Annotated in this window: 15 protein-coding genes and 1 pseudogene; 7 read left to right on the plus strand and 9 right to left on the minus strand. The window is 46.9% G+C overall.

What is annotated here, in order from left to right; translation table 11 throughout:
* Positions 1–11 precede the first annotated feature (11 nt).
* A complete protein-coding gene (locus RQP52_RS01445; protein ID WP_315949035.1) occupies positions 12–3,155 on the plus strand; it encodes a glycoside hydrolase family 2 TIM barrel-domain containing protein in 3,144 nt (1,047 codons plus the stop codon).
* A 118-nt stretch (positions 3,156–3,273) separates the two neighbouring features.
* Here RQP52_RS01445 and RQP52_RS01450 read toward each other — a convergent pair whose 3' ends face one another.
* From RQP52_RS01450 to RQP52_RS01460, 3 genes are read right to left on the minus strand one after another with little or no spacing between them, the layout of a single operon-like run.
* The gene (locus tag RQP52_RS01450) at positions 3,274–4,800 is read right to left on the minus strand and encodes an MDR family MFS transporter (RefSeq protein WP_315949036.1); all 1,527 of its coding nucleotides are present in this window, start codon (positions 4,798–4,800) and stop codon (positions 3,274–3,276) included.
* A 25-nt stretch (positions 4,801–4,825) separates the two neighbouring features.
* Complete coding sequence (locus RQP52_RS01455; protein WP_315949038.1) at positions 4,826–5,542, minus strand: pentapeptide repeat-containing protein; 717 nt, start codon at positions 5,540–5,542, stop codon at positions 4,826–4,828.
* 17 nt (positions 5,543–5,559) lie between these two features.
* A complete protein-coding gene (locus RQP52_RS01460; RefSeq protein WP_315950349.1) occupies positions 5,560–5,889 on the minus strand; it encodes a PadR family transcriptional regulator in 330 nt (109 codons plus the stop codon).
* Positions 5,890–6,078: 189 nt separating this feature from the next.
* Here RQP52_RS01460 and RQP52_RS01465 point away from each other — a divergent pair, with 189 nt between their 5' ends.
* Together RQP52_RS01465 and RQP52_RS01470 are read left to right on the plus strand one after the other, a co-directional pair.
* Entirely contained in the window at positions 6,079–6,957 is an 879-nt protein-coding gene (locus RQP52_RS01465) for an NAD(P)-dependent oxidoreductase (protein WP_315950351.1), read from the plus strand.
* A 29-nt stretch (positions 6,958–6,986) separates the two neighbouring features.
* Positions 6,987–8,123, plus strand: a complete 1,137-nt coding sequence (locus RQP52_RS01470) for a glycerate kinase (protein ID WP_315949040.1) — start codon at positions 6,987–6,989, stop codon at positions 8,121–8,123.
* Positions 8,124–8,217: 94 nt separating this feature from the next.
* Here RQP52_RS01470 and RQP52_RS01475 read toward each other — a convergent pair whose 3' ends face one another.
* Positions 8,218–8,688 carry a phage tail protein gene (locus tag RQP52_RS01475; protein ID WP_315949041.1) on the minus strand — a complete coding sequence of 157 codons (471 nt, stop codon included), beginning with the start codon at positions 8,686–8,688 and terminating at the stop codon, positions 8,218–8,220.
* A gap of 55 nt (positions 8,689–8,743) precedes the next feature.
* Complete coding sequence (locus RQP52_RS01480) at positions 8,744–9,166, minus strand: DoxX family protein (protein WP_315949043.1); 423 nt, start codon at positions 9,164–9,166, stop codon at positions 8,744–8,746.
* 844 nt (positions 9,167–10,010) lie between these two features.
* On the opposite strand from RQP52_RS01480, the pseudogene RQP52_RS01485 reads away from it, so the two are divergent.
* The 4 genes and pseudogenes from RQP52_RS01485 to RQP52_RS01500 form a co-directional block, all read left to right on the plus strand.
* Positions 10,011–12,293 (plus strand): annotated as a pseudogene (locus RQP52_RS01485) (rhamnogalacturonan lyase); the annotation flags it as partial.
* Between the two features lie 938 nt (positions 12,294–13,231).
* Positions 13,232–14,278: an S-layer homology domain-containing protein gene (locus tag RQP52_RS01490; RefSeq protein WP_315949045.1), complete on the plus strand. Its 1,047-nt coding sequence runs from the start codon at positions 13,232–13,234 to the stop codon at positions 14,276–14,278.
* A 12-nt stretch (positions 14,279–14,290) separates the two neighbouring features.
* Entirely contained in the window at positions 14,291–18,001 is a 3,711-nt protein-coding gene (locus RQP52_RS01495) for a rhamnogalacturonan lyase family protein (protein WP_315949046.1), read from the plus strand.
* A 370-nt stretch (positions 18,002–18,371) separates the two neighbouring features.
* Positions 18,372–18,863, plus strand: coding sequence for a hypothetical protein (locus tag RQP52_RS01500; RefSeq protein ID WP_315949047.1), 492 nt, complete (start codon positions 18,372–18,374; stop codon positions 18,861–18,863).
* Positions 18,864–18,874: 11 nt separating this feature from the next.
* Here the strand turns inward: RQP52_RS01500 and RQP52_RS01505 are convergent, their stop codons facing one another.
* The 4 genes from RQP52_RS01505 to RQP52_RS01520 all read right to left on the minus strand — a co-directional run bounded on the left by RQP52_RS01505 (position 18,875) and on the right by RQP52_RS01520 (position 22,637).
* Positions 18,875–19,090, minus strand: a complete 216-nt coding sequence (locus tag RQP52_RS01505) for a hypothetical protein (RefSeq protein WP_157319815.1) — start codon at positions 19,088–19,090, stop codon at positions 18,875–18,877.
* A 13-nt stretch (positions 19,091–19,103) separates the two neighbouring features.
* Positions 19,104–20,315 carry a threonine synthase gene (locus RQP52_RS01510; RefSeq protein WP_315949048.1) on the minus strand — a complete coding sequence of 404 codons (1,212 nt, stop codon included), beginning with the start codon at positions 20,313–20,315 and terminating at the stop codon, positions 19,104–19,106.
* A 122-nt stretch (positions 20,316–20,437) separates the two neighbouring features.
* On the minus strand, positions 20,438–21,556 hold the full coding sequence (locus tag RQP52_RS01515; protein ID WP_315949050.1) for a Ger(x)C family spore germination protein: 1,119 nt from the start codon (positions 21,554–21,556) through the stop codon (positions 20,438–20,440).
* Positions 21,549–22,637 (minus strand): GerAB/ArcD/ProY family transporter, encoded by a 1,089-nt coding sequence (locus tag RQP52_RS01520; protein WP_315949052.1) that lies wholly within the window; start codon positions 22,635–22,637, stop codon positions 21,549–21,551. Before RQP52_RS01520 ends, RQP52_RS01515 begins: the two co-directional genes overlap by 8 nt.
* Positions 22,638–22,644: the final 7 nt, after the last annotated feature.

Below are 22,644 nucleotides of genomic sequence, written 5' to 3' on the forward strand. Positions count from 1 at the left end.
GGTACGAATCCATGGCTAATAAGTACGTCTACACAGCGCCTTTGAACGGTTATCCGGAATGGAATAATAATCCGCAGATTTTTCAGTTGAACCGTTTGGAAGCGCATGCAACATTGATGCCTTACCGGTCGGAAGCCGAGGCGCTCGCAGGAGTTCGGGAAGCCTCTGAGTTCTATCAATCTTTGAATGGAACGTGGAAGTTTCATTTTGCAGAGAATGCTGAGGGGCGGCCTCAGGAGTTCTATAAGAACGGCTACGATTGCAGCGGCTGGTCCGACATTGCGGTGCCATCTCATTGGCAGCTGCAAGGTTTTGATTTTCCGCAATATACGAATATCATTTATCCATGGGTAGGTCATGAAGAGGTGAAGCCTCCTTATGCGCCTGTGAAGTATAATCCAGTCGGCTCGTACACTAGGAGCTTTACGATTCCGTCATCTTGGGCGGAGCGGCCTGTGTACTTGAGTTTTCAGGGTGTTGAATCCGCTTTTTATGTATGGGTAAACGGGGATTTCGTAGGTTTTAGCCAAGACTCATTCACACCCGCGGAATTTGATATTACGCCATACCTGGTTGAAGGTGAGAACAAGCTCGCGGTTGAAGTCTATCGGTGGAGCGATGCAAGCTGGTTGGAAGATCAGGATTTCTGGCGGTTGAGCGGAATATTCCGCGATGTCTATTTGTATGCCACCCCTGTGGCACATATTGCGGACTTCAAAGTGCTGACGGACTTGGATGATGCATTTGAAAATGCCGAACTGCGCATTCAGGCGAAAGTTACGAACTATGATAGCCTTGGCACCGGGGCGCACCGCGTAGAAGCTGTTTTATATGACAGTGAACAAAAGCCGTTATGGTCATCTCCTCTATCCGTGGTTGTTGAACTAAGCGGCAGTCTGAAACAGGATGTGGAGCTGTCCGTTAAAGTGGAAAATCCGGCACTTTGGAGTGCAGAAAAACCTAATCTTTATACGCTGGTTCTGAGCTTGAAGGACGAGAAGGGGACTCTGCTGGAGACGGAGAGCTGCAAAGTAGGTTTCCGTAAGTTCGAAATTCACGATGGCTTGATGAAAATCAATGGTGAGCGCATCGTATTCAAAGGCGTCAACCGCCATGAATTTGATACAGACCGCGGCCGCAGCGTCGATAACGACAGCATGATCGCTGATATTTTGCTGATGAAACGATTTAATATCAACGCGGTGCGCACGTCCCATTATCCGAACAATGCCCGTTGGTATGAGTTGTGTGATGAGTATGGCTTATATGTCATTGATGAAACGAATCTTGAAACGCACGGATCGTGGAGTTATGCCCAAGAGGAAGAGGGAGAAACGGTTCCAGGCAGCAAACCTGAATGGACGGGGGCTGTACTGGATCGCGCGAATTCCATGATGCAGCGAGATAAAAATCATCCTTCGATTGTGATTTGGTCGCTCGGGAATGAGTCATGGGGCGGGGATAATTTTATTAAAATGCATGACTTCTTACGTGAGGCTGATCCTTCCAGGGTCGTTCACTACGAAGGGATATTCCACTGCCGGGTCTCTGAAGCGGCCTCTGATATCGAAAGTCAAATGTATTCCAAAATTGATAAAATTGAAGAGTACGCGAATAACAAACCGAAGAAGCCGTTTATTTTATGTGAATACAGCCATGCGATGGGGAATTCCTGCGGCAATTTATTTAAATATTGGGAGCTGTTTGATAAGTATCCCGTTCTTCAAGGCGGCTTTATATGGGATTGGATCGATCAATCCATCCGTACAACAACGCCTGATGGTGTGACTTATCAAGCTTATGGCGGCGATTTCGGCGATACGCCGAATGATGGCAATTTCTGCGGTAACGGTTTAATTTTCGCTGATCGCACACCTTCGCCGAAAATCTATGAAGTAAAGAAATGCTATCAAAACGTGAAGATTACACCGGTTGATTTGGCAAAAGGCCAAGTAGCCGTGACGAATCAGTTCTTGTTCACGGATCTTAATGAGTTCAACTGGACGTGGACGATCGAGCGTAATGGCGTTGCTGTTGGTGAAGCGAAGAGCGGTCAATTTACCGTAGTGCCTGGAGAAACGGCGACAATTGAACTCGAATTGGATTCGTATGAAGCAGCCAGTCCGACGGACGAATACGTCCTTACGATCAGCCTTCAATTGAAAGCTGATGCGTTATGGGCGCCAAAAGGGCATGAGGTCGCGTGGGAGCAGTTCCTGCTGCCTGTCCGTCAGGCGTGGGCGCATGTCGATTTCGTTGCGCAAGCAGAATCTGCTGCAGCGGTATCTGAGCTTAATGCTGTGCAAATTGCCTCAACGAAGGATTCGATTACGCTGAAAGGAAGCAATTTTTCGCTTCAATTCCATGCTGCGACCGGTGATATCACTTCCTATCAGTACGAAGGAACTGAGTTGTTCCTGACAGGCCCAGCGCCTAATTTCTGGCGCGCCTATACGGATAATGACCGTGGCAACAAACATCATATTCGATGTGCGCCATGGCAAGAAGCAGGCAGCGGAAGGACGCTGCAATCCTTGCAAGCGAAATCGACCAGAGATGGCCGCGCCGAAGTTCATGTTCGTTATGAGCTTGCTACAACGCCAGCTTCAACAGTGAAATTGGTGTACACGGCATCGCCGGATGGGGAGGTGGAGGTGCGCATGGAGCTAGTTCCTGGCGCTAACTTGCCTGAGATTCCGGAAATCGGCATGATGTTCGAGCTTGACCCTGCCTTCCAGCAATTAAGCTGGTACGGCCGCGGGCCACACGAAAATCATTGGGACCGCGCGACAGGAGCGAAGCTGGCTCTGCACAGCGGAACCGTTCAGGATCAATTCGTTCCGTACTTACGTCCGCAAGAATGCGGAAACAAAACGGATGTCCGTTGGGCGACATTAACGGATAGCGCAGGTTGTGGACTCCGTATTACGGGGCTGCCGACCGTGGAATTGAATGCTCTGCCGTATTCGCCATCGGAATTGGAAGCTCATGACCATCCTTATAAGCTGCCAGTTAGCGAGAAGGTAGTGCTGCGCGTGAATTACAAGCAGATGGGCGTTGGCGGAGATGATAGCTGGGGGGCAAGAACGCATCCGGAGTTTACCTTGTTTGCGAATCGCACGTATGCTTACTCGTTTAGTTTTAAAGGAATTTAGGAGAGCTGCGTAGGCTGTGTAACGATGTTTTACATCACTTACGTTAATTGAAAAGAGGGTGCACCTCGCCATCTCGATGGCAATGGGACACCCTCTTTTTATATTTTCTTCAAACTGACTAATGCGATACTGCACCTTGTTCCTGAGTCGGATCAAGTTTCTCTTTGCTCATCGCAATCGCACAAAAGAAGGCTATCACTGCCGGAACAATGGTCCACGCAAATGTGAGAACGATAGAAGACGATAGAGCGCTTGAGATTTTTTCTAAAATGGGACCTGGAATGTCCAAACGTTTAGCCGGATCGAGCAAGGTATGTGGGTCGCTGGTTGCCATACCTGCAGGCATTGCGCCTTGCCCGGCGAAGGCTTCCGTCAGCTTTCTAGTGAATGCGTGGCTTTGGATAATTCCAAAAACGGTGATTCCCAGCGTCATTCCTAGGGAACGAAGGAAATTTAGTGTGGAAGAGGCCGAACCGCGCTGCCTGGCATCAAAGAGATGAATCGCGGCATTACTCAGGACAGAGAAGGAAGCCCCGATACCTAGACCAACGATAATCATATAGATCGTTACGAGCCAGCGTGGCGACTCTGGAGATAACGTGGTCAGCAGAGCAACTCCAACTGCCAGTATGAGAGTAGTAGGAATCATGATGCTGCGGTAGCTCACTTTAGTCATTAAGAAACCGCCGCCTGTTGCAGTGACGACAGAACCTAACATCATGGGCAGCAAAACTAAGCCAGAGTTCGTCGCTGTTCCGCCAAGCACACCTTGAACGAAGATTGGGATATAAACAGAAGCAGTAATAAAAGCGGCGCCGCTAAAAATGGCTACGGCATTGCTGGAAGCATACAACCTGCTTTTAAACATGGCAAAGGAGATAATCGGCTCGGCAGCGCGGCGTTCTACGAAAATGAAGATGATCGTTAACACGGCGAACAGTGCCAATAATCCGAGGATAAACGATGAATTCCAAGCATATGTTTTGCCGCCTAATTCAAGCGCGAACATAAGGGAGACGATGGCTCCGACAAGCGTCAATGCGCCCCACCAATCGATCTTTTGCTTTGAATGCTCAACGGATTCACGGTAAAAGAAAGCGATAAAAATAAACGCGATCAGACCGAGCGGCAGGTTAATGTAGAAAACCCATTTCCAATTCACGTAATCCGTAATATAGGCGCCTAGCAAGGGGCCGAAAATACTGGACATACCAAACACGGCGCCGAACAATCCGCCTAGTTTGCCGCGGCTTTCAATCGGAACGGCATCGAACATGATGGTAAAAGCAATCGGCACCAACGCACCGCCGCCAATCCCTTGAATCGCACGATAAATGCTGAGTTCAATAATGGAATTAGCCGTTCCGCATAAGATGGAACCTAGCATAAATACGACAATCCCGAAGATGAAAAACTTCTTCCGTCCATACATATCGGATAATTTCCCGAAAATCGGCATACCGGCCATCTCGGCGACCATATAGGCGGAAGTGACCCATACGAATTTGTCTAACCCACCTAATTCTCCTACGATGGTACCCATAGCTGTAGCTACAATGGTGTTATCCATTGACGCCATCAGAATGCCAAGCAGAAGCCCGGCGATCACAATACCTATTCCTTTATTTTTGGTTTGTGTTGACATGAAGGTGATATTCCCCGCTTTCTAATTAAATGATGGTAACGTGAGTGAGATTTGCTTTTAAACCTTTTAAAACGGCATAGGTGCCTTTATCCATCTTAGCCCCGTCAAAAATTGTTTTTTTGACTTCGGTTTTAAACGAACAGTTTTGAAAAACGGCGTTGCGGAAAGAGGTTTCTTTTAACCCCGTATAATGAAAAATAGTCCCGGTAAATGTTAGGTTATCCAAACATACACCCATTAACTCCGAAGAGCTGAAGTCGGTGTGGTTAAATTGGCAATTCCGGAAAGTAGCTCCCTTGAGGTTGGACTTTTGAATCTTGGCATGGGTCAAATTGGAGCCGTCAAAATGGCAATTGTCCAAGTTGCTGCATTTAAAAGAAGCATTCGTTAAATCCGAATGGCTAAAATCAGAGCCCTGCAGGTTGCTGTAATTAAACTTCCCGTCATGGACCTGAACAGCTCTCAAATCCGACTTTTGCAAATTTTGTTTAGAAAAATCAATGCCAACGATTTGCTGCAGCTTCGTTGTACTGGCATGGATGCTTCCGATGAGTTCGGAAATTTCGCCGATAGAGGCAATTGTCCGCTCAAAAGCAGCTTTTTCATCAAGTCCATCCTTTTGCAAGTCGTTGAATCTTTCCTGTAAGTCATGAAAAAGCTCTTCTTTTAACTCCCGAATTGGCTTTAAATCCTCGTAATTGGAGAAAACTTCGTCCAAATAAGCAGAAAGCTTGGTATTCATGGATGATTCCACCTTTCTTATATGAATAAATCGAGAATGCTTTTGGCATGTTCCCAATTCCGTTTGTTCGTATCAAATGTTTCCTTGCCTTTGTCGGTGATCCGGTAATACTTTCTTCTGCCGCCTTGCGTTTCGTCTCCCCAATATGAAGTAATATTCTCTTCCTGTTCCAGGCGTTTGAGGCTGGCGTACATGGTAGCTTCCTTGAGCTCGTATTCTCCGCCTGTGGTTACTTGCACAAGCTTGGAAATTTCATAGCCATACTTATCACCTGACATTAAAAGCTTAAGAATGATGCTATCGGTATGCCCGCGAATAAGCTCAGACGTTATTTTCAAGTCAAAGATGACCCTCACCTCCTGTTTTACATTATATTCAAGAGTACTATATCTGTCAATGTAGTCCTGTGAATGATACACATCTTTCATTGACCGCGCAGAACGTGGATGATAACTTAGAAGTAGGACTTAAGAAAAATTGTGCAACATCCGGTTGGAAGTGCGTGTTTATTTAGAAAGGTGGTTTTTATCGTGGCAATGAATCCGGCGCAAACCGTAGTAGGACTTGTAGGTACGGGTGTTATGGGAAAAAGTATGGCAGGTCATTTTATGCGGGCGGGGTATCAAGTTCATCTGTACAATCGGACAAGATCCAAAGCACAGGATCTCCTTGATCAGGGTGCGCATTGGCAGGAATCCCCTGGACAATTAGCTCAGCAGTGTGATGTCATTATTACGATGGTAGGATTCCCTAGTGATGTGGAAGAAATTTATTTAGGGGAAAATGGTATTTTGCAGAACGCCAAGCCAGGAAGTTATGTCATCGATATGACAACGTCCTCGCCCAAGCTTGCCAAACAAATTGAGAATGAAGCGCGTTCCCGCGGGTTATTCTCACTCGATGCGCCTGTTTCAGGCGGAGATGTTGGAGCAAGAGAAGCGAGATTGTCGATTATGGTGGGCGGTTCGCGCGATGCCTTTGATGCGGTTTTGCCGTTATTTGAGAAGATTGGCACCAATATCGTCTATCAAGGGGAAGCGGGAGCGGGCCAGCATACCAAAATGTGCAACCAAATCGCCATTGCCAGCAATATGATGGGCGTGGTCGAGGCGCTTGTTTATGCAGAGAAATCAGGATTAGATCCTGCTACGGTGCTAAAAAGCATTGAATCCGGCGCAGCGGGCAGCTGGTCATTAAGCAATTTGGCGCCGCGGATGATCGCCGGCAATTTCGCACCTGGCTTTTATGTCAAACATTTTATTAAAGATATGAAAATTGCTCTTCAATCGGCTGAAGAAATGAATGCGAAGCTGCCAGGGCTTGCTCTGGCCAAATCGTTGTATGAGCAGCTGGCGGCCAGTGGTGAAGAAGACAGCGGGACGCATGCACTGTATAAACTGATTAGCAAACTTTGATCGAAAAAGCTCGGGGGAGAGGGACGACCGTGAAAATTGTCATTGCACCTGATTCTTTTAAGGGCAGTTTAAGCGCGAAAGAGGCTGCTCTTGCAATAGCGAAAGGTATTCAAAAGGCTGCACCGTTATCGGATACAGTGCTTGTTCCGATGGCTGACGGCGGCGAGGGAACCGTAGACAGTCTCATTAGCTCGACGCAGGGGACCAAAATCAACGTTTCTGTAAGCGGACCTTTATTGGACAATGTGATAGCTGAATACGGCGTTCTTGGAGACAATGAAACCTGTGTCATTGAGATGGCAACGGCTTCAGGGCTCTATTTGATCTCGGAGGAGCAGCGAAATCCTTGGCTGACGACGACTTACGGAACAGGGCAGCTTATCCGACATGCTTTAGATCATGGGTATCGCAAGTTTATTTTGGCGCTTGGTGGCAGCGCAACCAATGACGGAGGGAGCGGCATGCTTCAAGCGCTTGGGTTGGCGCTCCTGGATGCGGAAGGACAACCTGTTCCGCATGGTGCGCTAGGTCTTTCTAAGATTCGCAGCATTGATGCTGCGAATTGGGATGCAAGAATAGAGCAATCGAGTTTTACGATTGCCTCTGATGTGGTTAATCCGTTCATCGGCCCGCAAGGAGCGTCCTATGTGTTTGGCCCACAGAAGGGAGCGACTCCTGAGATGCTGCCAGAGCTCGATGAGGCGCTCCGTCACTGGGCGGATATCATTGAGGCGCACACAAGCATAGCCGTGCACGATTTGCCTAGCGCAGGTGCAGCGGGGGGGCTTGGCGGCGCGTTCCAGGCTTTTTTCCCGTCAACCGTTCAACGCGGCGTTGAGATTGTCATGGATAAAAGCAACCTGAGCCAGCACTTGCAGGAGGCTTCTCTCGTGTTTACGGGAGAAGGTCGAACAGACGCGCAGACGGCCTCCGGCAAAGCGCCTATGGGTATTGCTCAAGCAGCGCAGAAGCTTGGCGTTCCTGTTTTTGTATTGAGCGGCTCCATCGGTCCTGGGGTGGAAGCTCTCTATGACCATGGCATCACGAGCATCCATAGTATCGTCAATGGACCGATGTCGCTGCAAGAAGCGATGGAGAGGACCGAGGAGCTGCTGTCGCAAAAAGCGGAGCAGGTCATGCGGACATATCTTGCTGCGAAGGTGTAACTTGTACAACCAACCTATCGCGTTTGATCTTCAACTATTCTCCCGATAGATGAATGAGGCTACCACTCGTTTTCACAGTGGTAGCCTCCATTTTTTAAGCTTCATATTGTCCTTTAATTACAAAAAACGAGCCCCGAATTGTTCCAGCAAGTTTAGACTTCTGTCTGGCAAATTTAAACTTCTTCTCTTCCAGCTCTTTTGGCACCTCCATACCCTCAGAAAGCTTAAAACCAACCGCCCGTTTCTTAGGGTCATCCACCGTATACATGACATTGATCCCAAGACCATCCTCATAAAAGACGTAGGTAAATTGGATATTTTCTACTTGAAAACGCGACGTTTCCAAAGGTTTGGCCGCAAACGCAATATCGCGCTCTTTCAGAATACGGTTCACATAAGCAATGTTCTCCTGACTTTCGCTGGCGGGTACGACGGTAAATTCATGTTTGTATTTGTTCATAAAATAACGGGCTTCATTAGCACGTAAACCAGCGAGCGCTTCTGCTACGGGTGAAGACTCTAAACCAACCAAAGAAAGATTTTTAAAATCAACGATATAAGACATTATCAACACTCCTTTTTATGAATAGATCAAATAATTTGAAATAAAGGACATCCCATTAAAGCTTGCGGCTTTTTGGACGAAGCGCCCAGGAGGCGATGCTAAGCGCGGCATAGAAAAGGGGAAGAATCATATGGAAACCGTAATCACCGTAATCGTTAGCGAAAGCATGAGATAGGGCCGCCCCCGTCATTAGAAAAAAGATACCACTATACGCCCACTCCTTAAGCCGAGGAAAACCTGGAATTACGATTGCGATGACTCCAAGCAATTTCCATCCTCCGAGAATGTTCGTGATATATAGCGGGAAACCAATAGTGGTCACTAGCTCGACATTTCCCCCATATCGCATCAGTTGCCCGATCCCACTTAATGTAATTGAGAATGCGAGTATTATTGTAATACTCCAATAAGCAAAGTTCCTTCCAGTAGGACGGGTTACTACTTTCGCGATTCTTTCATTACCGGTAATCGAACTCATTTTCATTCCTCCTATGATTTCGTTTGCTTTTTCAATAACTTGTTTTTACTTGATACGTTTATACTAAATATTAAATGTATCAAAATGTGATACTGTTTAGATGACCCATCACCACCGCCCAAAACTAGAGGGAACTGGAGTCCCCTATTCCGAGGAAAACGAGCTTTTTCCTTGCTGAGTGGAACTGTGGGGTCTTATTTTGCCAACATGGCATGTTTCACTGGAAAAGCAGGCCAAATAGCGTCCTGTAGTTCCCATAACAGGTGGAACATGCCTCTTCTCTGCGGAATAGCGCCCTGTAGTTCCGCTAAAGTAACGCCAGAGAACAATCACCCGCTTCTCGGGTACGCGATCACTCGCCGACTATCACTCATTCGAGCCCCCAGCATCTAACAAAGGCCCATCCCCTCCAATTCAGGAATATAACTGTTTCTTGAACAAAAATAACGGTTTTTTATTTGGTAAATAAAAAATACACAATGTATCATTTGAGAGGTAGTGAGAAACATGGACGAAGCAAGATGAAGTTACTTAGCTAAGGTGAAAGGAGGCTATGAATAATCATAGGAGCTATTCTGAGTTGTAACTGTAAGGGATAAGTTGGAGACGCTTTCAAGAAAATTTTGATCAATTGCTCAAAATGACGAATGTTTATGTCAGTATAATCTTAAATTATGGCATATATTGATTTTTCCTCGTAAACTAGTCACAGGAGTAATTCTTAAGTCCCAACCCTCTTTTATCATTCGACAAATGTCGGTAAAAAGAAACATTTCGTATCACGTACATATCATTTTCTGACAAATAACGCGACATATCTCCAATTAGGAAGGTGACAAAAAGCATGGCGAACAGAAAATCCAGCTTAGCAAAGAAAGCGCTTACTATAACAGCGGGCTGCATGGTGATGTTTAGCAGTATGGTCGGAACAGCAGCAGCCAATGAACAATCAGGCAATCAGGGGACGACGTCAGGCGTTCAACTGGAATATTTGGATCGTGGTTTGACAGCGGTTGTCAAAGGCAATGGCGTGTTTCTCAGTTGGAGGCTGCTTGGCAATGAGGTAACGGGTTACTCCAGCACGGGATTAACGGGGACAAACTTTAATTTGTATAGAGACGGCGTGAAGATTGCTACGATCGACGACAGTACGAACTATTTTGACAGCTCAGGAACGGTTTCATCGAAATACTATGTGGCTGCGGTCGCTAATGGAAATGAAGTGGATAAAAGCGCATCTGTTACGCCATGGGGCAGCGGTTTCTATGATTTGCCTTTGAAAAAACCGGCGGACGGCGTTACACCAAAAGGTGAAGCTTACACCTACAAAGCGAATGACATGAGCGTTGGCGATGTTGACGGGGACGGTCAATATGAATACTTCGTCAAATGGGATCCGTCCAACTCCAAAGACGTCTCTCAAAAAGGTTATACAGGCAATGTGTATGTAGATTGCTATAAGTTTGACGGGACTTTATTGTACCGAATTGATCTTGGGGTCAATATTCGGGCGGGCGCACACTATACGCAATTCATGGTTTATGATTTCGATGGCGACGGAAAATCAGAGATGATGTTCAAAACAGCGCCGGGTACAAAGGTCAGTAAGTACGATGCTCAAGGTAATGTAACATCCACGAAGTACATCACGATGCCGGGTGAAGATCTTGCCAAAGGATACGCAAATACGGACGATTATCGATTGAGCGCCGAAGGTTACTACGATCATGTGGTGAACATGTTCATGAATTGGGATAAGCATCCAGAAGTGCTTAACGGTTCATGGCCAAAAACGTTGGAAGAATGCTTCGGCATCGCCAAGAAATATTCTTATCCGCTGTCTGAAGGGGATGCCAAGCTTTTAGCGGATTATTTTATTGACGTATATGCCCCTAGTCGAAGCACAAATAACAAATTGCGGGAATTTGAAGGATTTATTGTAGACGGACCGGAGTATTTATCGGTGTTTGAAGGCGCGACAGGCAAAGAACTGGAAACCATCCACTACAAGCCGGGTCGTGAAGATGACGGACTCATGTGGGGGGATTACGCGCTTGCAAGAATTGAGCCGGCCAATCGTGTGGACCGTTTCTTGGCGGGAGTATCCTATCTGGATGGCCAGAATCCTTATGCAATTATTGCGAGAGGGTACTATACGAGAAGTACCATCGTGTCGTACCGCTGGAATGGTAAACATTTAGAGGAGTATTGGTTCGTAGACAGCGGATGGGTAAAAATGACGAATCCGTTCAATGACACCCCTCACGGCAGAGAGGGATCTAATCCTGCTTATGCGAAACTGACGACGCAGGGAGCTCACTCCTTGACAAGCGCTGATGTGGACGGCGACGGCAAGCAAGAAATTGTATACGGCTCCTCAACGATTGACCATGATGGCAAATTGTTGTACAGCTCCGGCGATACGATTGCTTCGGGCCCGAATGCTGGAAACTATGCGTTGCTAGGCCATGGAGATGCTCTGCACGTTACAGACATTAACCCGGATCGTCCTGGTTTGGAGATCTTCATGGTTCATGAAGGCGCGACAAGCGTACCTTACGGCTACTCCTTCCGTGACGCGAAAACAGGTGAGACGATCTATGGCGCCTACACGGGGAAAGACACAGGCCGTGGCATGATCGGTGACGTTGATGCAAGCAAAAGAGGTATCGAAACGTGGGCTACCGCCCTGCGAATGGCCGATGGTACAACATTAGGAACTTCCATGCCAGGCACAAACATGAGCATCAAATGGGCGGGCAACATGACGACGCAAATCGTGAATGGTGCGGAAGGCTCAACGCCGACAATTGATGTTTGGGGCGGGGCTAGAGCACTGGCGGCTACAGGCACGACGACCAATAACTCCACGAAAGGGAATCCATCGCTTGTTGCCGATATTTTTGGCGACTGGAGAGAGGAATTGCTCGTTCGTAAGACGGATAGTTCCGCTATTCGGATTTATATGAGCACGGATGTAACGAATCACAAAATTTACACGTTAATGCATGATCCGCAATATCGAGCTGAGATCGCTAGACAGAACACAGCGTACAATCAACCGGCATATACGAGCTTTTATTTTGCTTCTGACACGGATTGGTCCAAGGTGCCGATTCCAAACTTGAAGCCTTTTGCAACCGGTGCTTCCATAAGCGGTCCTGACGGCGTTGCCCCTGGGCAATCTTTCAATATTACTTACGGTTTGGAGCACGTTTCCTCGGAGGTAGTAGCTGAGGATATCACCATTGATGTGGATACGAACAAGTTGGATTTGAATAATACGCCTCCTGTTTCGTTAGACGAAAATACATTCAAAATTGTTGATTACAAACAAACACCAGGCAAGCTTCGCATTCTTGGCGTTCACTTCGGCGACAAACAAGCGCGTCCGAACGGACCGCTGTTCACTATCGGTTTGACGGCAAAATCTTCCGTGCAATCCGGAGTAGGAACGGCAGCCGTCTCAGTGTTAACTGTTGCGAACGGTGCGGGCATCGAGCAGCAGCTGCAGGGCAGTTCGTACGCCGTGCAAATTGGCTCTGGAGACAAAACGCAGTTGAATGCTTTAATTGCTGAAGCTCAAGGTGTAATTAACAGCGCTGTAGAAGGCGGCCATGTTGGAGAGTATCCTTCCGGCTCCAAAGCGATTCTGCAAGCAGCTATTGATAAAGCGATTCTGGCTGCGAATGATCCGACGATCAGTCAAGAGCTTATTAATCAAGCAATTGCTGAGCTTTCCGCCAAACTTCAAACTTTCCGTCAATCCGTGGTTACTAAGGTTGTTGGTGACTTTACGAATGATGGTAAAGCAAGTATCGGCGACTTGGCGCTTATGGTTAAAGCGTATGGTAAAACGAATCAAAGTCCGGATTGGAATGATTGGAAACAATTTGACCTCAATAACGATAAAATGATTGATATCGCAGATCTTTCAGCACTTGCTCAATTAATCATTTACGAAGACTTTTAAGCTGGATATTTCTTCAATTAGCGGGCGGGAAGGCAGGGAATGCTGCTGCTTTCCTCCCCGCACCTATTCACATCACGGAGAGGACGGAGGCTATGTTGAAAAAGAGAGGTCTTATCTATGCATTATGTTTATTGCTGTGCATCTCATTTAATCCCGTACAAGCCATAGCGGCTGAGTCGCCAAGTTACTCCTTATCCCTAACCAGCAATCAAACCCAAGTCGGGAGTCAGGTGCGAGTGGTTGTCAAAGGCACCCATGTGACAGACCTTTTTGGCTACGAAATTCGATTGTCCTATGATACGAAGCATTTGCGTTTTATAAAAGGAACGAGCCCAATGAACGGATTTTCCGTTCCGGCAATCGTGAAAGAAGGGCAAGTTATCTTCGCCCATACCAAAGTTGGAAAATTACCGGGGGACTCAGGGGATGTGGAACTTGCTTCCTTTACGTTTGAGAATTTGTCAGAAGGACCAGCGGAGATCAAGCTTGTACAGGTTAAAGAAGTGACGAGCGCGATGCAATCAGCAACGGTAACTTCGGACTCCAAGCTCGCGATGGATATTACGCCTAAGCTGGGAAATGTTATTACTTTTAGTGATATGGCCAATCATTGGGCACAAAAAGCCGTCGAAAGAGCGGCATCGCTTGGTTTTGTAAACGGTTACGATGATGGAACATTCCAACCGGACGGTAAAGTAACGCGTGCGGAGTTCACAGCTATGCTAGTACGTGCAATCTCGCTTACTAGCAAGGATGCACAAAATATGCAATTCTCCGATATCGACAATATCCCGCAATGGGCCAAAGCTTATATTTTTGAAGCGGCATCCGCAGGCGTGGTAACGGGTTACGAAGATCACTCCTTTGGTGCGGACCGGCTCATTTCACGTGCGGAGATGGCGGTTATGGTCTCACGGGCAATCGGTCTGGAGACAAACTCCGATGAGGCGATTTCCTTTGCCGATGAGGATCAGATTCCAGCTTGGGCGCTGCAGGAAATCAAAGCTTCACGTAAAGCCGGATTAATTCAAGGCAGAGACAATAACTATTTTGTTCCAGATGATCAGGCAACACGTGCTGAAGCGGCTGTATTAATTCTCGCAGCTTACGATAAATTCCAATCGGCAAATGAAAGGTAGATGAACGCGAAAATGAAAATAAGAAAACTTCCGCTCTTTTTAAGCGCAATGATGGCATTTGCCGTATTTTCAGGCTCAGCAATACTTCCTAAGACGGTTTCTGCTGCTCAGCAAGCCTACTACTTTGATTTCGGAACAGCGACAAGTCCTGTGGCTCCCGGTTTTACACGGGTTTCGGAGTCCACCTTGTACAGCAGTGCTACCGGATTTGGCCTAAGCAAAACCATAGCGAGCCGAGATCGTGGAGCTAATTTTAGCGATACTTTAAGAGATTTTGTGATTGATAAAAGCTTCTCATTTAAAGTGGATATGGAAAATGGAGATTATTTCGTCAAAGTTACCGCAGGTGATGGAACGGCAAGCAATAAGACGGCCGTAACGATTGAGGGGATCAATCGTGGTTCCACGAATACGGCCAGCGGCAGCTTTCAGGATGTCACGGCTGTTGTTACGGTTGCAGACGGACAGATGAACGTGGACATTGGCGGCAATGACGGCCGTGTCAACGCCATCGAAATTACGCCGGCTGTGGTCATGAGCGGTGTCAAAGTTGAAAGTGTGAGCGTATCTCCATCTCCAAGCGTGCAGCTTAGTTGGAATGCTGCACAGGGCGTGAGCGAATACAGCATTTACAGGAAAGCTGAAGGACAAGCCGATTATACCAAAATTGGAACAACGAGTGCAGCAGCGTATGCAGACAATTCAGTTGAACTTGGCTTAACTTACACGTATGCGGTAACAAACACAGTTGGTGGTTATGAATCACCGAAAAGTGGCCCGCTGACGGTAACCGTTGCAGATGGAACGGGCCAAAAGCCAACGGTTCCCGGCCATTTTCAAATCACGAATGCCACAGAAAGCTCCGTTAGTTTAGATTGGGACACCGTCTCAGGAGCTGTTTACTACTATGTTTACAGATCGTCAAGCGAGGCAGGGGCTTACAGTAGAATTGCCGGATCGACGGATTCATCCTATGTTGATCAATCCGTCACAACAAATGTTCCTTATTATTACAAAATTGCAGCCGTAAATTCGGCGGGGCTATCTGATCTCACAGCTTCTGTCGTATCGCCGATCAAAAAAGTGTTCCTACGCCAAATGGAACGTCTGGAACGAGGCACCACGGCAATTAAAGTGAGCAATGGCGTATATGTCGGTTGGAGATTGCTGGGCACAGAGCCAGGCAGCATCTCATTCAATTTGTATCGGGACGGCCAGAAGATTAACGGCTCCCCAATCACCTCAAGTACGAACTACCTTGATACGGAAGGCACGCTGCAGTCGACTTATACGGTTCGAGCGATCGTGAGCGGAATTGAGCAAACGGCTTCAGACAGCGCATCTGTCATGGAAACGAATCATTTGGATATTCCGCTAAATAAACCAACGGGGGGCACCACTCCGGATGGGGTCATTTACACGTACAGTGCGAATGATGTCAGCGTCGGGGATTTGGATGGCGATGGACAATATGAATATGTGGTGAAATGGGACCCGTCCAATTCTAAGGACAACTCTCAGTCCGGTTACACAGGCAATGTCTATGTGGATGCCTATAAACTTGACGGCACCCAATTATGGCGTATTGATTTGGGTAAAAATATCCGGGCTGGAGCCCATTACACACAGTTCATGGTGTATGATCTGGACGGAGACGGCAAGGCGGAAGTCGCCATGAAAACGGCGGACGGAACCATCGATGGAGCCGGAACCGTGCTCGGTAATGGGGCAGCGGATTATCGCAATTCATCGGGCTACATTTTGTCCGGTCCTGAGTATTTGAGCATTTTTGAAGGTACCACAGGTAAAACGCTTACGACGACTTCTTACGAACCTCCAAGGGGAACGGTGGGGAACTGGGGAGATACGTATGGTAACCGGGTCGATCGTTTTCTGGCAGCAATTGCTTATCTGGATGGCGAGCATCCAAGTCTGATTATGGCACGTGGCTACTACACACGAACAGTTCTTGTCGCGTATAACTGGAGAGACGGACAGTTAACGAAGGTGTGGACGTTTGATTCAAACACTCCTGGAAATGGCAGCTACGCAGGTCAAGGAAATCACAATTTAAGCGTTGCCGATGTTGACGGGGACGGCAAAGATGAAATTGTGTATGGCGCAATGGCGGTTGACAATGATGGTACAGGACTTTATACAACGGGCTTGGGGCATGGAGATGCCATGCATTTAAGTGACTTGGATCCGGATCGTCCTGGCTATGAGGTATTTCAGGTGCATGAAGAAAAGCCGAGCCGTGCAGGATTGGAATTCCGCGATGCGAAAACAGGCGAGCTCATCTGGGGGAAACCTACAACCTATGATGTAGGCCGTGGTGTATCCGCCGATATCGATCCTCGGTACAAAGGCGCTGAATCTTGGGCCATTGATGCGGGAGGTTGGAACAGTACCTCCGGGGGGATGTACGATGTGAAGGGCAATGAGATTTCCACACATATTCCGCCTGCGAACTTCGCGATTTGGTGGGATGGAGATCTCCAACGTGAACTGCTCGACCATACCTACAACGATACGACGTTGACCGGTGTAGGTAATATTTTGAAATGGGATTATGAGAATTCGCAAGTGAAGACGCTGCTTTCAGCAGAGGGGACGTTCTCCAACAATGGAACAAAAGGGAATCCCGGCCTGCAAGCCGATCTATTCGGTGACTGGCGTGAAGAAGCCATGTGGCGGCTTGAGGACAGCAGCGCGCTGCGCATTTATATGACTACCGATGTAACAGATTACCGCTTTTATACGCTTATGCATGATCCTGTCTACCGATTAGGTGTAGCTCGTGAAAATACCGGCTACAATCAGCCGCCTCATGTGAGTTATTACCTCGGTGGAGGGATGACCCAGCCGCCAATGCCGAACATTACAGTGCCGGCAGGTGAGCCGCAAGAGCCTGGCATTATTTTAGGCGGGGGAAGCACATTAAAACCCGGGGAGACGCTCACGCTGACATACGGACTGAGTGGTATTACGGAGCCCATCATCGCCCAAAATGTTAGCTTTACCTATAATCCGGATTACTTCGAATATGTATCAACCAAAGAATTGCAAGATGGAGTGAGTGTTGTAGGCAATGTGTACAGTACACCTGGCAAGGTGCGAATCATCTTGGTTAGTTTAGGGACTGACTACGCTGTGACGGGCAATAGCGAGCTGATCTCACTTCAACTCAGAGCCAAGTCCGTAGGCAGTACGGTTGTCACCAACGTTTACAGTTCGGCAGAGGTGGCTAATGCAGCAGGGGTGGAAACCACTTTCCAAGGGGTAGAGAAACCGATTACGATTCGTTATGCCGACTTGTCTGCGTTGAATGCGCTTATTAGCACGGCTGAAACGATATACGCACAAGCGGTAGAAGGAATTGGTCAAGGGGAATATCCAGCTGGCTCGAAAGCTGATCTTCTAGCTGCCATTGCGAAGGCCAAAGCCGTTCAAGCGAATCCGAATGTCACGCAGGCTGAAATTACGCAAGCTGTTGCAGAGCTGAACGCCGCACTGACAGCGTTCCAAGCTTCCGTGCACACAAGTCATGGATACGATGTGAATAACTCCGGTCAAGTGAGCATCGGCGACCTAGCCTTTATTGCCGCTCATTATGGATTAAGAAATACCGATCCTAACTGGAATAGCAAAGCGGACGTCCATGTGGACGGTATCATCGATATTCTGGATTTAAGTGAGGTTGCCAGTTACATTTTAAAATAGGTTATAAGAAGGGCCTGGTGGGGATCTATGATCTTTCTGCCAGGCTTTTCTTTTAACATGTTATAGAGTTTATATGTTTTGGGGTTCGCTCACGGAGTAACTGGAATTTCTACTGTTAAAAATGGCGTGGAGTAGGAGTTTGATAAAATAACTGGAGCTTGTGCAGCTATTTCAGTCGATTCGCCTCATTTCTGAGGAAACTTGAGGAATAAGCAGGAGAAATTCCATCTATTGACTCAAGAGCTGCAGAAATGAAGAAATTAGCAGTACTTTTTCCATTTAAGAGAATGGTGACGAGTAAGAAGTGGAGGGTCTACGATGATAGGTATCCGAATAAGATAATAAGACATAATTCGAAGAGGTGATTAAGGTGGGAACTCGTTTATTATCGGAGCAGTTGGTGAAAAAGCGTTTTCCGCATTTGAAATATGTACGGATTCATACGCCGGAAAAACATAAAGCGACGATCTATGCCTGGAACGAAGATTTGAACTTGCCGGAAAAGGATGCTGAGAGTCTGCAACGTTATGCAAGCGGTTACTTGTATCCTTATGTTAGCTATGAGGTGAAAGCCTATAACTTGGTGCAAACGGATAAAGTCCCGCTGCCGCAGGACTTTCCGGAAGCTGTTGTTCAAACGGCGAAGCGCAGGAATTTGAACCAACATGGCATTATTGAAGTCATTAATCGGCTATTTCCCTGCGGTCATTTATCGTTTGTCTACTATGATGCCGCAGAGAGTTTGATTTATTTTAATTTTCATGCGAATAGAAATCTTCAAAATCGCGAGAAGGAAGCTATGTACAAGTATTTAAATGAGATAATTCCCTTGGGATCTTATTGTGAAGTGACTTTCTATTAAAAGCTTCATCGTCAATCTTCTTTAATGCGAAACTCGCTTTCTTCCCGCAGATATGAGATTTCACCGATCTGTACCTCGAATGGCGTGTACTTTCTAATTTTACCGACCGCGAGAAAAACTGGGATATCATCCGCCGTGCACTGAATGACGGCGACATTCGCTTGTGAGAGTGCCGCCGCAAATAATTGCATGTCCGTAATCAGTGTTTTGTTCAATTCGTTATTCACCCCCGGCACGTCCTTATCTCGTTATCCGTTCCTCCGGCTGCAAGACAGGAACCTGGACATTTACGGTATCCGGATATTTAATTCCAGCCCCCGTGTTAAGCGCAATAACGCACTCATCTTCGGCGATCCAGCCGGATTGTTTCAGCTTTCTTGCGGCTGCGAACGTAGCGGCTCCCTCTGGGCACACGAAGGCTCCTTCAAGCTCTGCGATTCGCTGTTGCTCTTGCAGCAGCTCTTCGTCATGAATGGAAATCGCGCATCCGCCAGTCGCATAGATGGCCTCCAAAACTAAGAAATCGCCAAGCGCTTTCGGAACGTTGATGCCGAAGGCGACCGTCTTGGATTCCTGCCAAAATTCCGAAGCTTTCGCTTGATTTTCCCAAGCTTTGACGATAGGCGCACAGCCCTCTGCTTGCACAGAGACAAGCCGCGGCAATTTTCCTTGCACCCAACCCAAGGCTTGCAGTTCCTGCAGCGCTTTATATATCCCGATCAATCCAACGCCTCCGCCAGTCGGGTACAAAATAACATCAGGAAGCTTCCAGCCCAGCTGCTCGGCGATTTCAAGTCCCATCGTCTTCTTGCCTTCGATGCGGTACGGTTCTTTGAGCGTTGAAGCATCGTAGAGGCTGTAGGATTTGACGAGATCGGCGACTATCCGCCCGGCATCGCTAATGAGACCGTTGACCAGATACAGATTGGACCCGGAAATCGCACATTCATTACGAGTAATGAGCGGAGCATCGACGGGCATGATGATCGTTGATTTCATTTTCGCTCTTGCAGCATATAAGGCCCACGCTGCGCCTGCATTGCCATTGGTCGGCATGGCAAGTTCCTTCACGCCCAGTTCCTTCGCTTTAGAAATGCCGACAGCTGCGCCTCTGGCTTTGAAAGAGCCGGTAGGCAGCAGGCCTTCGTCTTTCATGAGCAGACCGGGGATCTGCATATCTGCACCGATGCTGCGCATCGGAAGCAGCGGGGTAAAGCCTTCGCCAAGCGTAACGACATGCTCCGGCTGAATGACGGGCAGCAGTTCGCGATAACGCCAAAGGCTTGGTTCGCGGTCGCGAAGCATGGCAGGGGTCAAGTGTTTGGCAATGCCTTCCATGTCATATGCGACTAAAAGCGGTGAGCCGCAGCTGCACAGCTGATGCTTGTCCTCGGCTGTGTATCGCGTGTCACATTTCGGGCAAAAAAGATGAGATACATAACTATGCTTCATGGCTCAAGTCTCCTAAACGTTCAAATGTGGAAGTTGTCAGTTGTCTGAACCAACCTATGGACAATTACTTAGCCATCGTAATAGAAATGAAAGCAACGTGTCAACGTAACATGAAAAGTTGTTTACCGTATCATCCCGTAGTCACGAATCTTGGTGTCTACTTCCACGCGGATCTCCGCATTTGGGTAGAGAGTGTCCCAATTCAGCTGCTTCCATTCGTCGTAATTCATACTGTTTCGGACATAAGTGCCGATTCCCAAGTTGTCAGCTCCTATGCGCTGTACTTGGTTAAGAATTGCTTGCATTTGTTCACGAATGGCTTTGGACAAGTCTTGATTTAGCGCTTTTTGCTCATCTGCATGTTTAAAGGTCGAAGCCCCTGTATACTCCAAAATAATACCGCTTAATCGAATTTGCATAACAATTTTTGGAGGAGCGCCTCCAGCTTGTTTCATAATAGACACATTTCGTTTGGAAACAATGGAGCTAATCATCGCTCCTTCTTTTTGACCAGACAATTGATCCATAAATCTGATATTGAATTCGGCATTATTAAGGTTTTGATGCAGAATAGCGAACATCACCGTGTCGTCTTGACTGATCTTTCCAATGTAACGATCTTTTTTGAACAAGGCGACTCCATCTATTTCCACATTATCATTTTTTATCATGACCAGAGGTGCAATGGGATCAATTCCATCGTCAAAATAATCGCGTGCGAAGCTGTAGAGTGTAACTTCAGGGACATCATGAATTTTTGCCTCTTGGGTTAGAAGCTGATCAATGTGACTTCCGACTGAACTGATTTGAGCATAGGAATGGGTTAACATGTCGACAGCGCTACCGTTCACAACGACGATTTTTAACCGCTCCCCAACTGTATAATCACGGCGGTAGGAGTCTAAAGCTTTCCATATGCCTTGCTTAGCTAGATCCTTCCCGAAAAGCATACTTCTCAATTGACCTGAAACAATGACTTTATCAATTTTGCGGGAGAAGTTACTCCTTCCTTCTTTGGGTGTAGAAGCTTTTGTCTGCAAGATATCTAATTGTGCGGAGTTCGTTTTTCCTGCTCTCGGGACCGATATAGCAATGGATAATTGCGTATTGGATGGTTTTCCATTTTCATCATACGCAGGATCTAAAGCTACGGTATCCGACATGCCTAATTTCTCAATCCGTTGCTGCTGGGCACAACCTGTGAGACTGAATAGCATGATTAGAATAAACAAACTACGCATAATTTTGTCCTCTTCGCTTGTTAATAAGAAGGATAGTAAGTAATACAATGGGAAGAATGACAGCAACCGCTGCTTCTGCAACTCCAAATCTAAATATCCACGGCTCTGTTTCTTCGAGCGTTGTTGGTATGGCAAAGAAGGTAGCTGCTGCGAAAATAACTAAGACAACATAGGGGATTGAACGGAATTTCGCTGCTGGAAAGAGCCGTCTGAGTGTTTCAGCGGACGCCCAGGCGAACATGGCATTCGAAACAATTACTCGTAACAGGGAGAGATTGAATACGAGATCGTCCACTCTTTTCACAAAGGGAAGCTCCACGTAGGATAGCAAATTCAACATAGGAAACTTCATATGTTGAAGCTGATGCAAGCTGAAAAAGCCAAAGGAAATAAAGCTAACTAAAACATAGCTAGCGGTTGTAATGAGATTAGCGATTTGAAAGCTACGCATTAAGTGTGATTTTTCATCTACATAGGGAAATAGAAGGAGACAAAGTTCATAACCTAGAAATGCTGAATAAATTTGGAACCATCCTTTTAGAGTATGATCAACTTCCTTAAACCAAAAAGGAGTCATTCGTGATAAATCAAAGTCTTTGCGAGCATAAAACAAAAGTAGGAAATTGCAAGTTAACAAGAAATAAGCGATAACAGATGAATTGGAGATAGAAAAAATTCCTTTGGATAAAAGTAAAAATACAAGCAGCTCAAGCAGCAGATATAAGTAAATCGGGGGGAGTGAACGGAAGGATAAAGAAGTAATTATGAGAATGAATTCTTTAGCAATCAGACTGCCCAGAATAGCCCATAATGCAGCCAATAGACAAAAAAATGGAATAATAATGAAGTTAGGTAATACAGACTTCGTGATATCGAAGATGGATTTCCCTTGTCCGAACCGATAAACCAATGAAATCAAGCAAAGATTGCAAGAAGCGACGACTGAACAGATGAGCAGGGCTGCCCACCCGTTTGTCCCGATATTTTCTGCTAACAGACGGGGGAGACTGAATACGACGACACCGGTCTGGATGAAATTGGCTAGAATGGTGGTCTGAAAAAAAGGGAGCTTTGCCCGCATGAGTAAC

Source organism: Paenibacillus violae, from assembly GCF_032461945.1.
Taxonomy (GTDB): domain Bacteria; phylum Bacillota; class Bacilli; order Paenibacillales; family NBRC-103111; genus Paenibacillus_E; species Paenibacillus_E violae.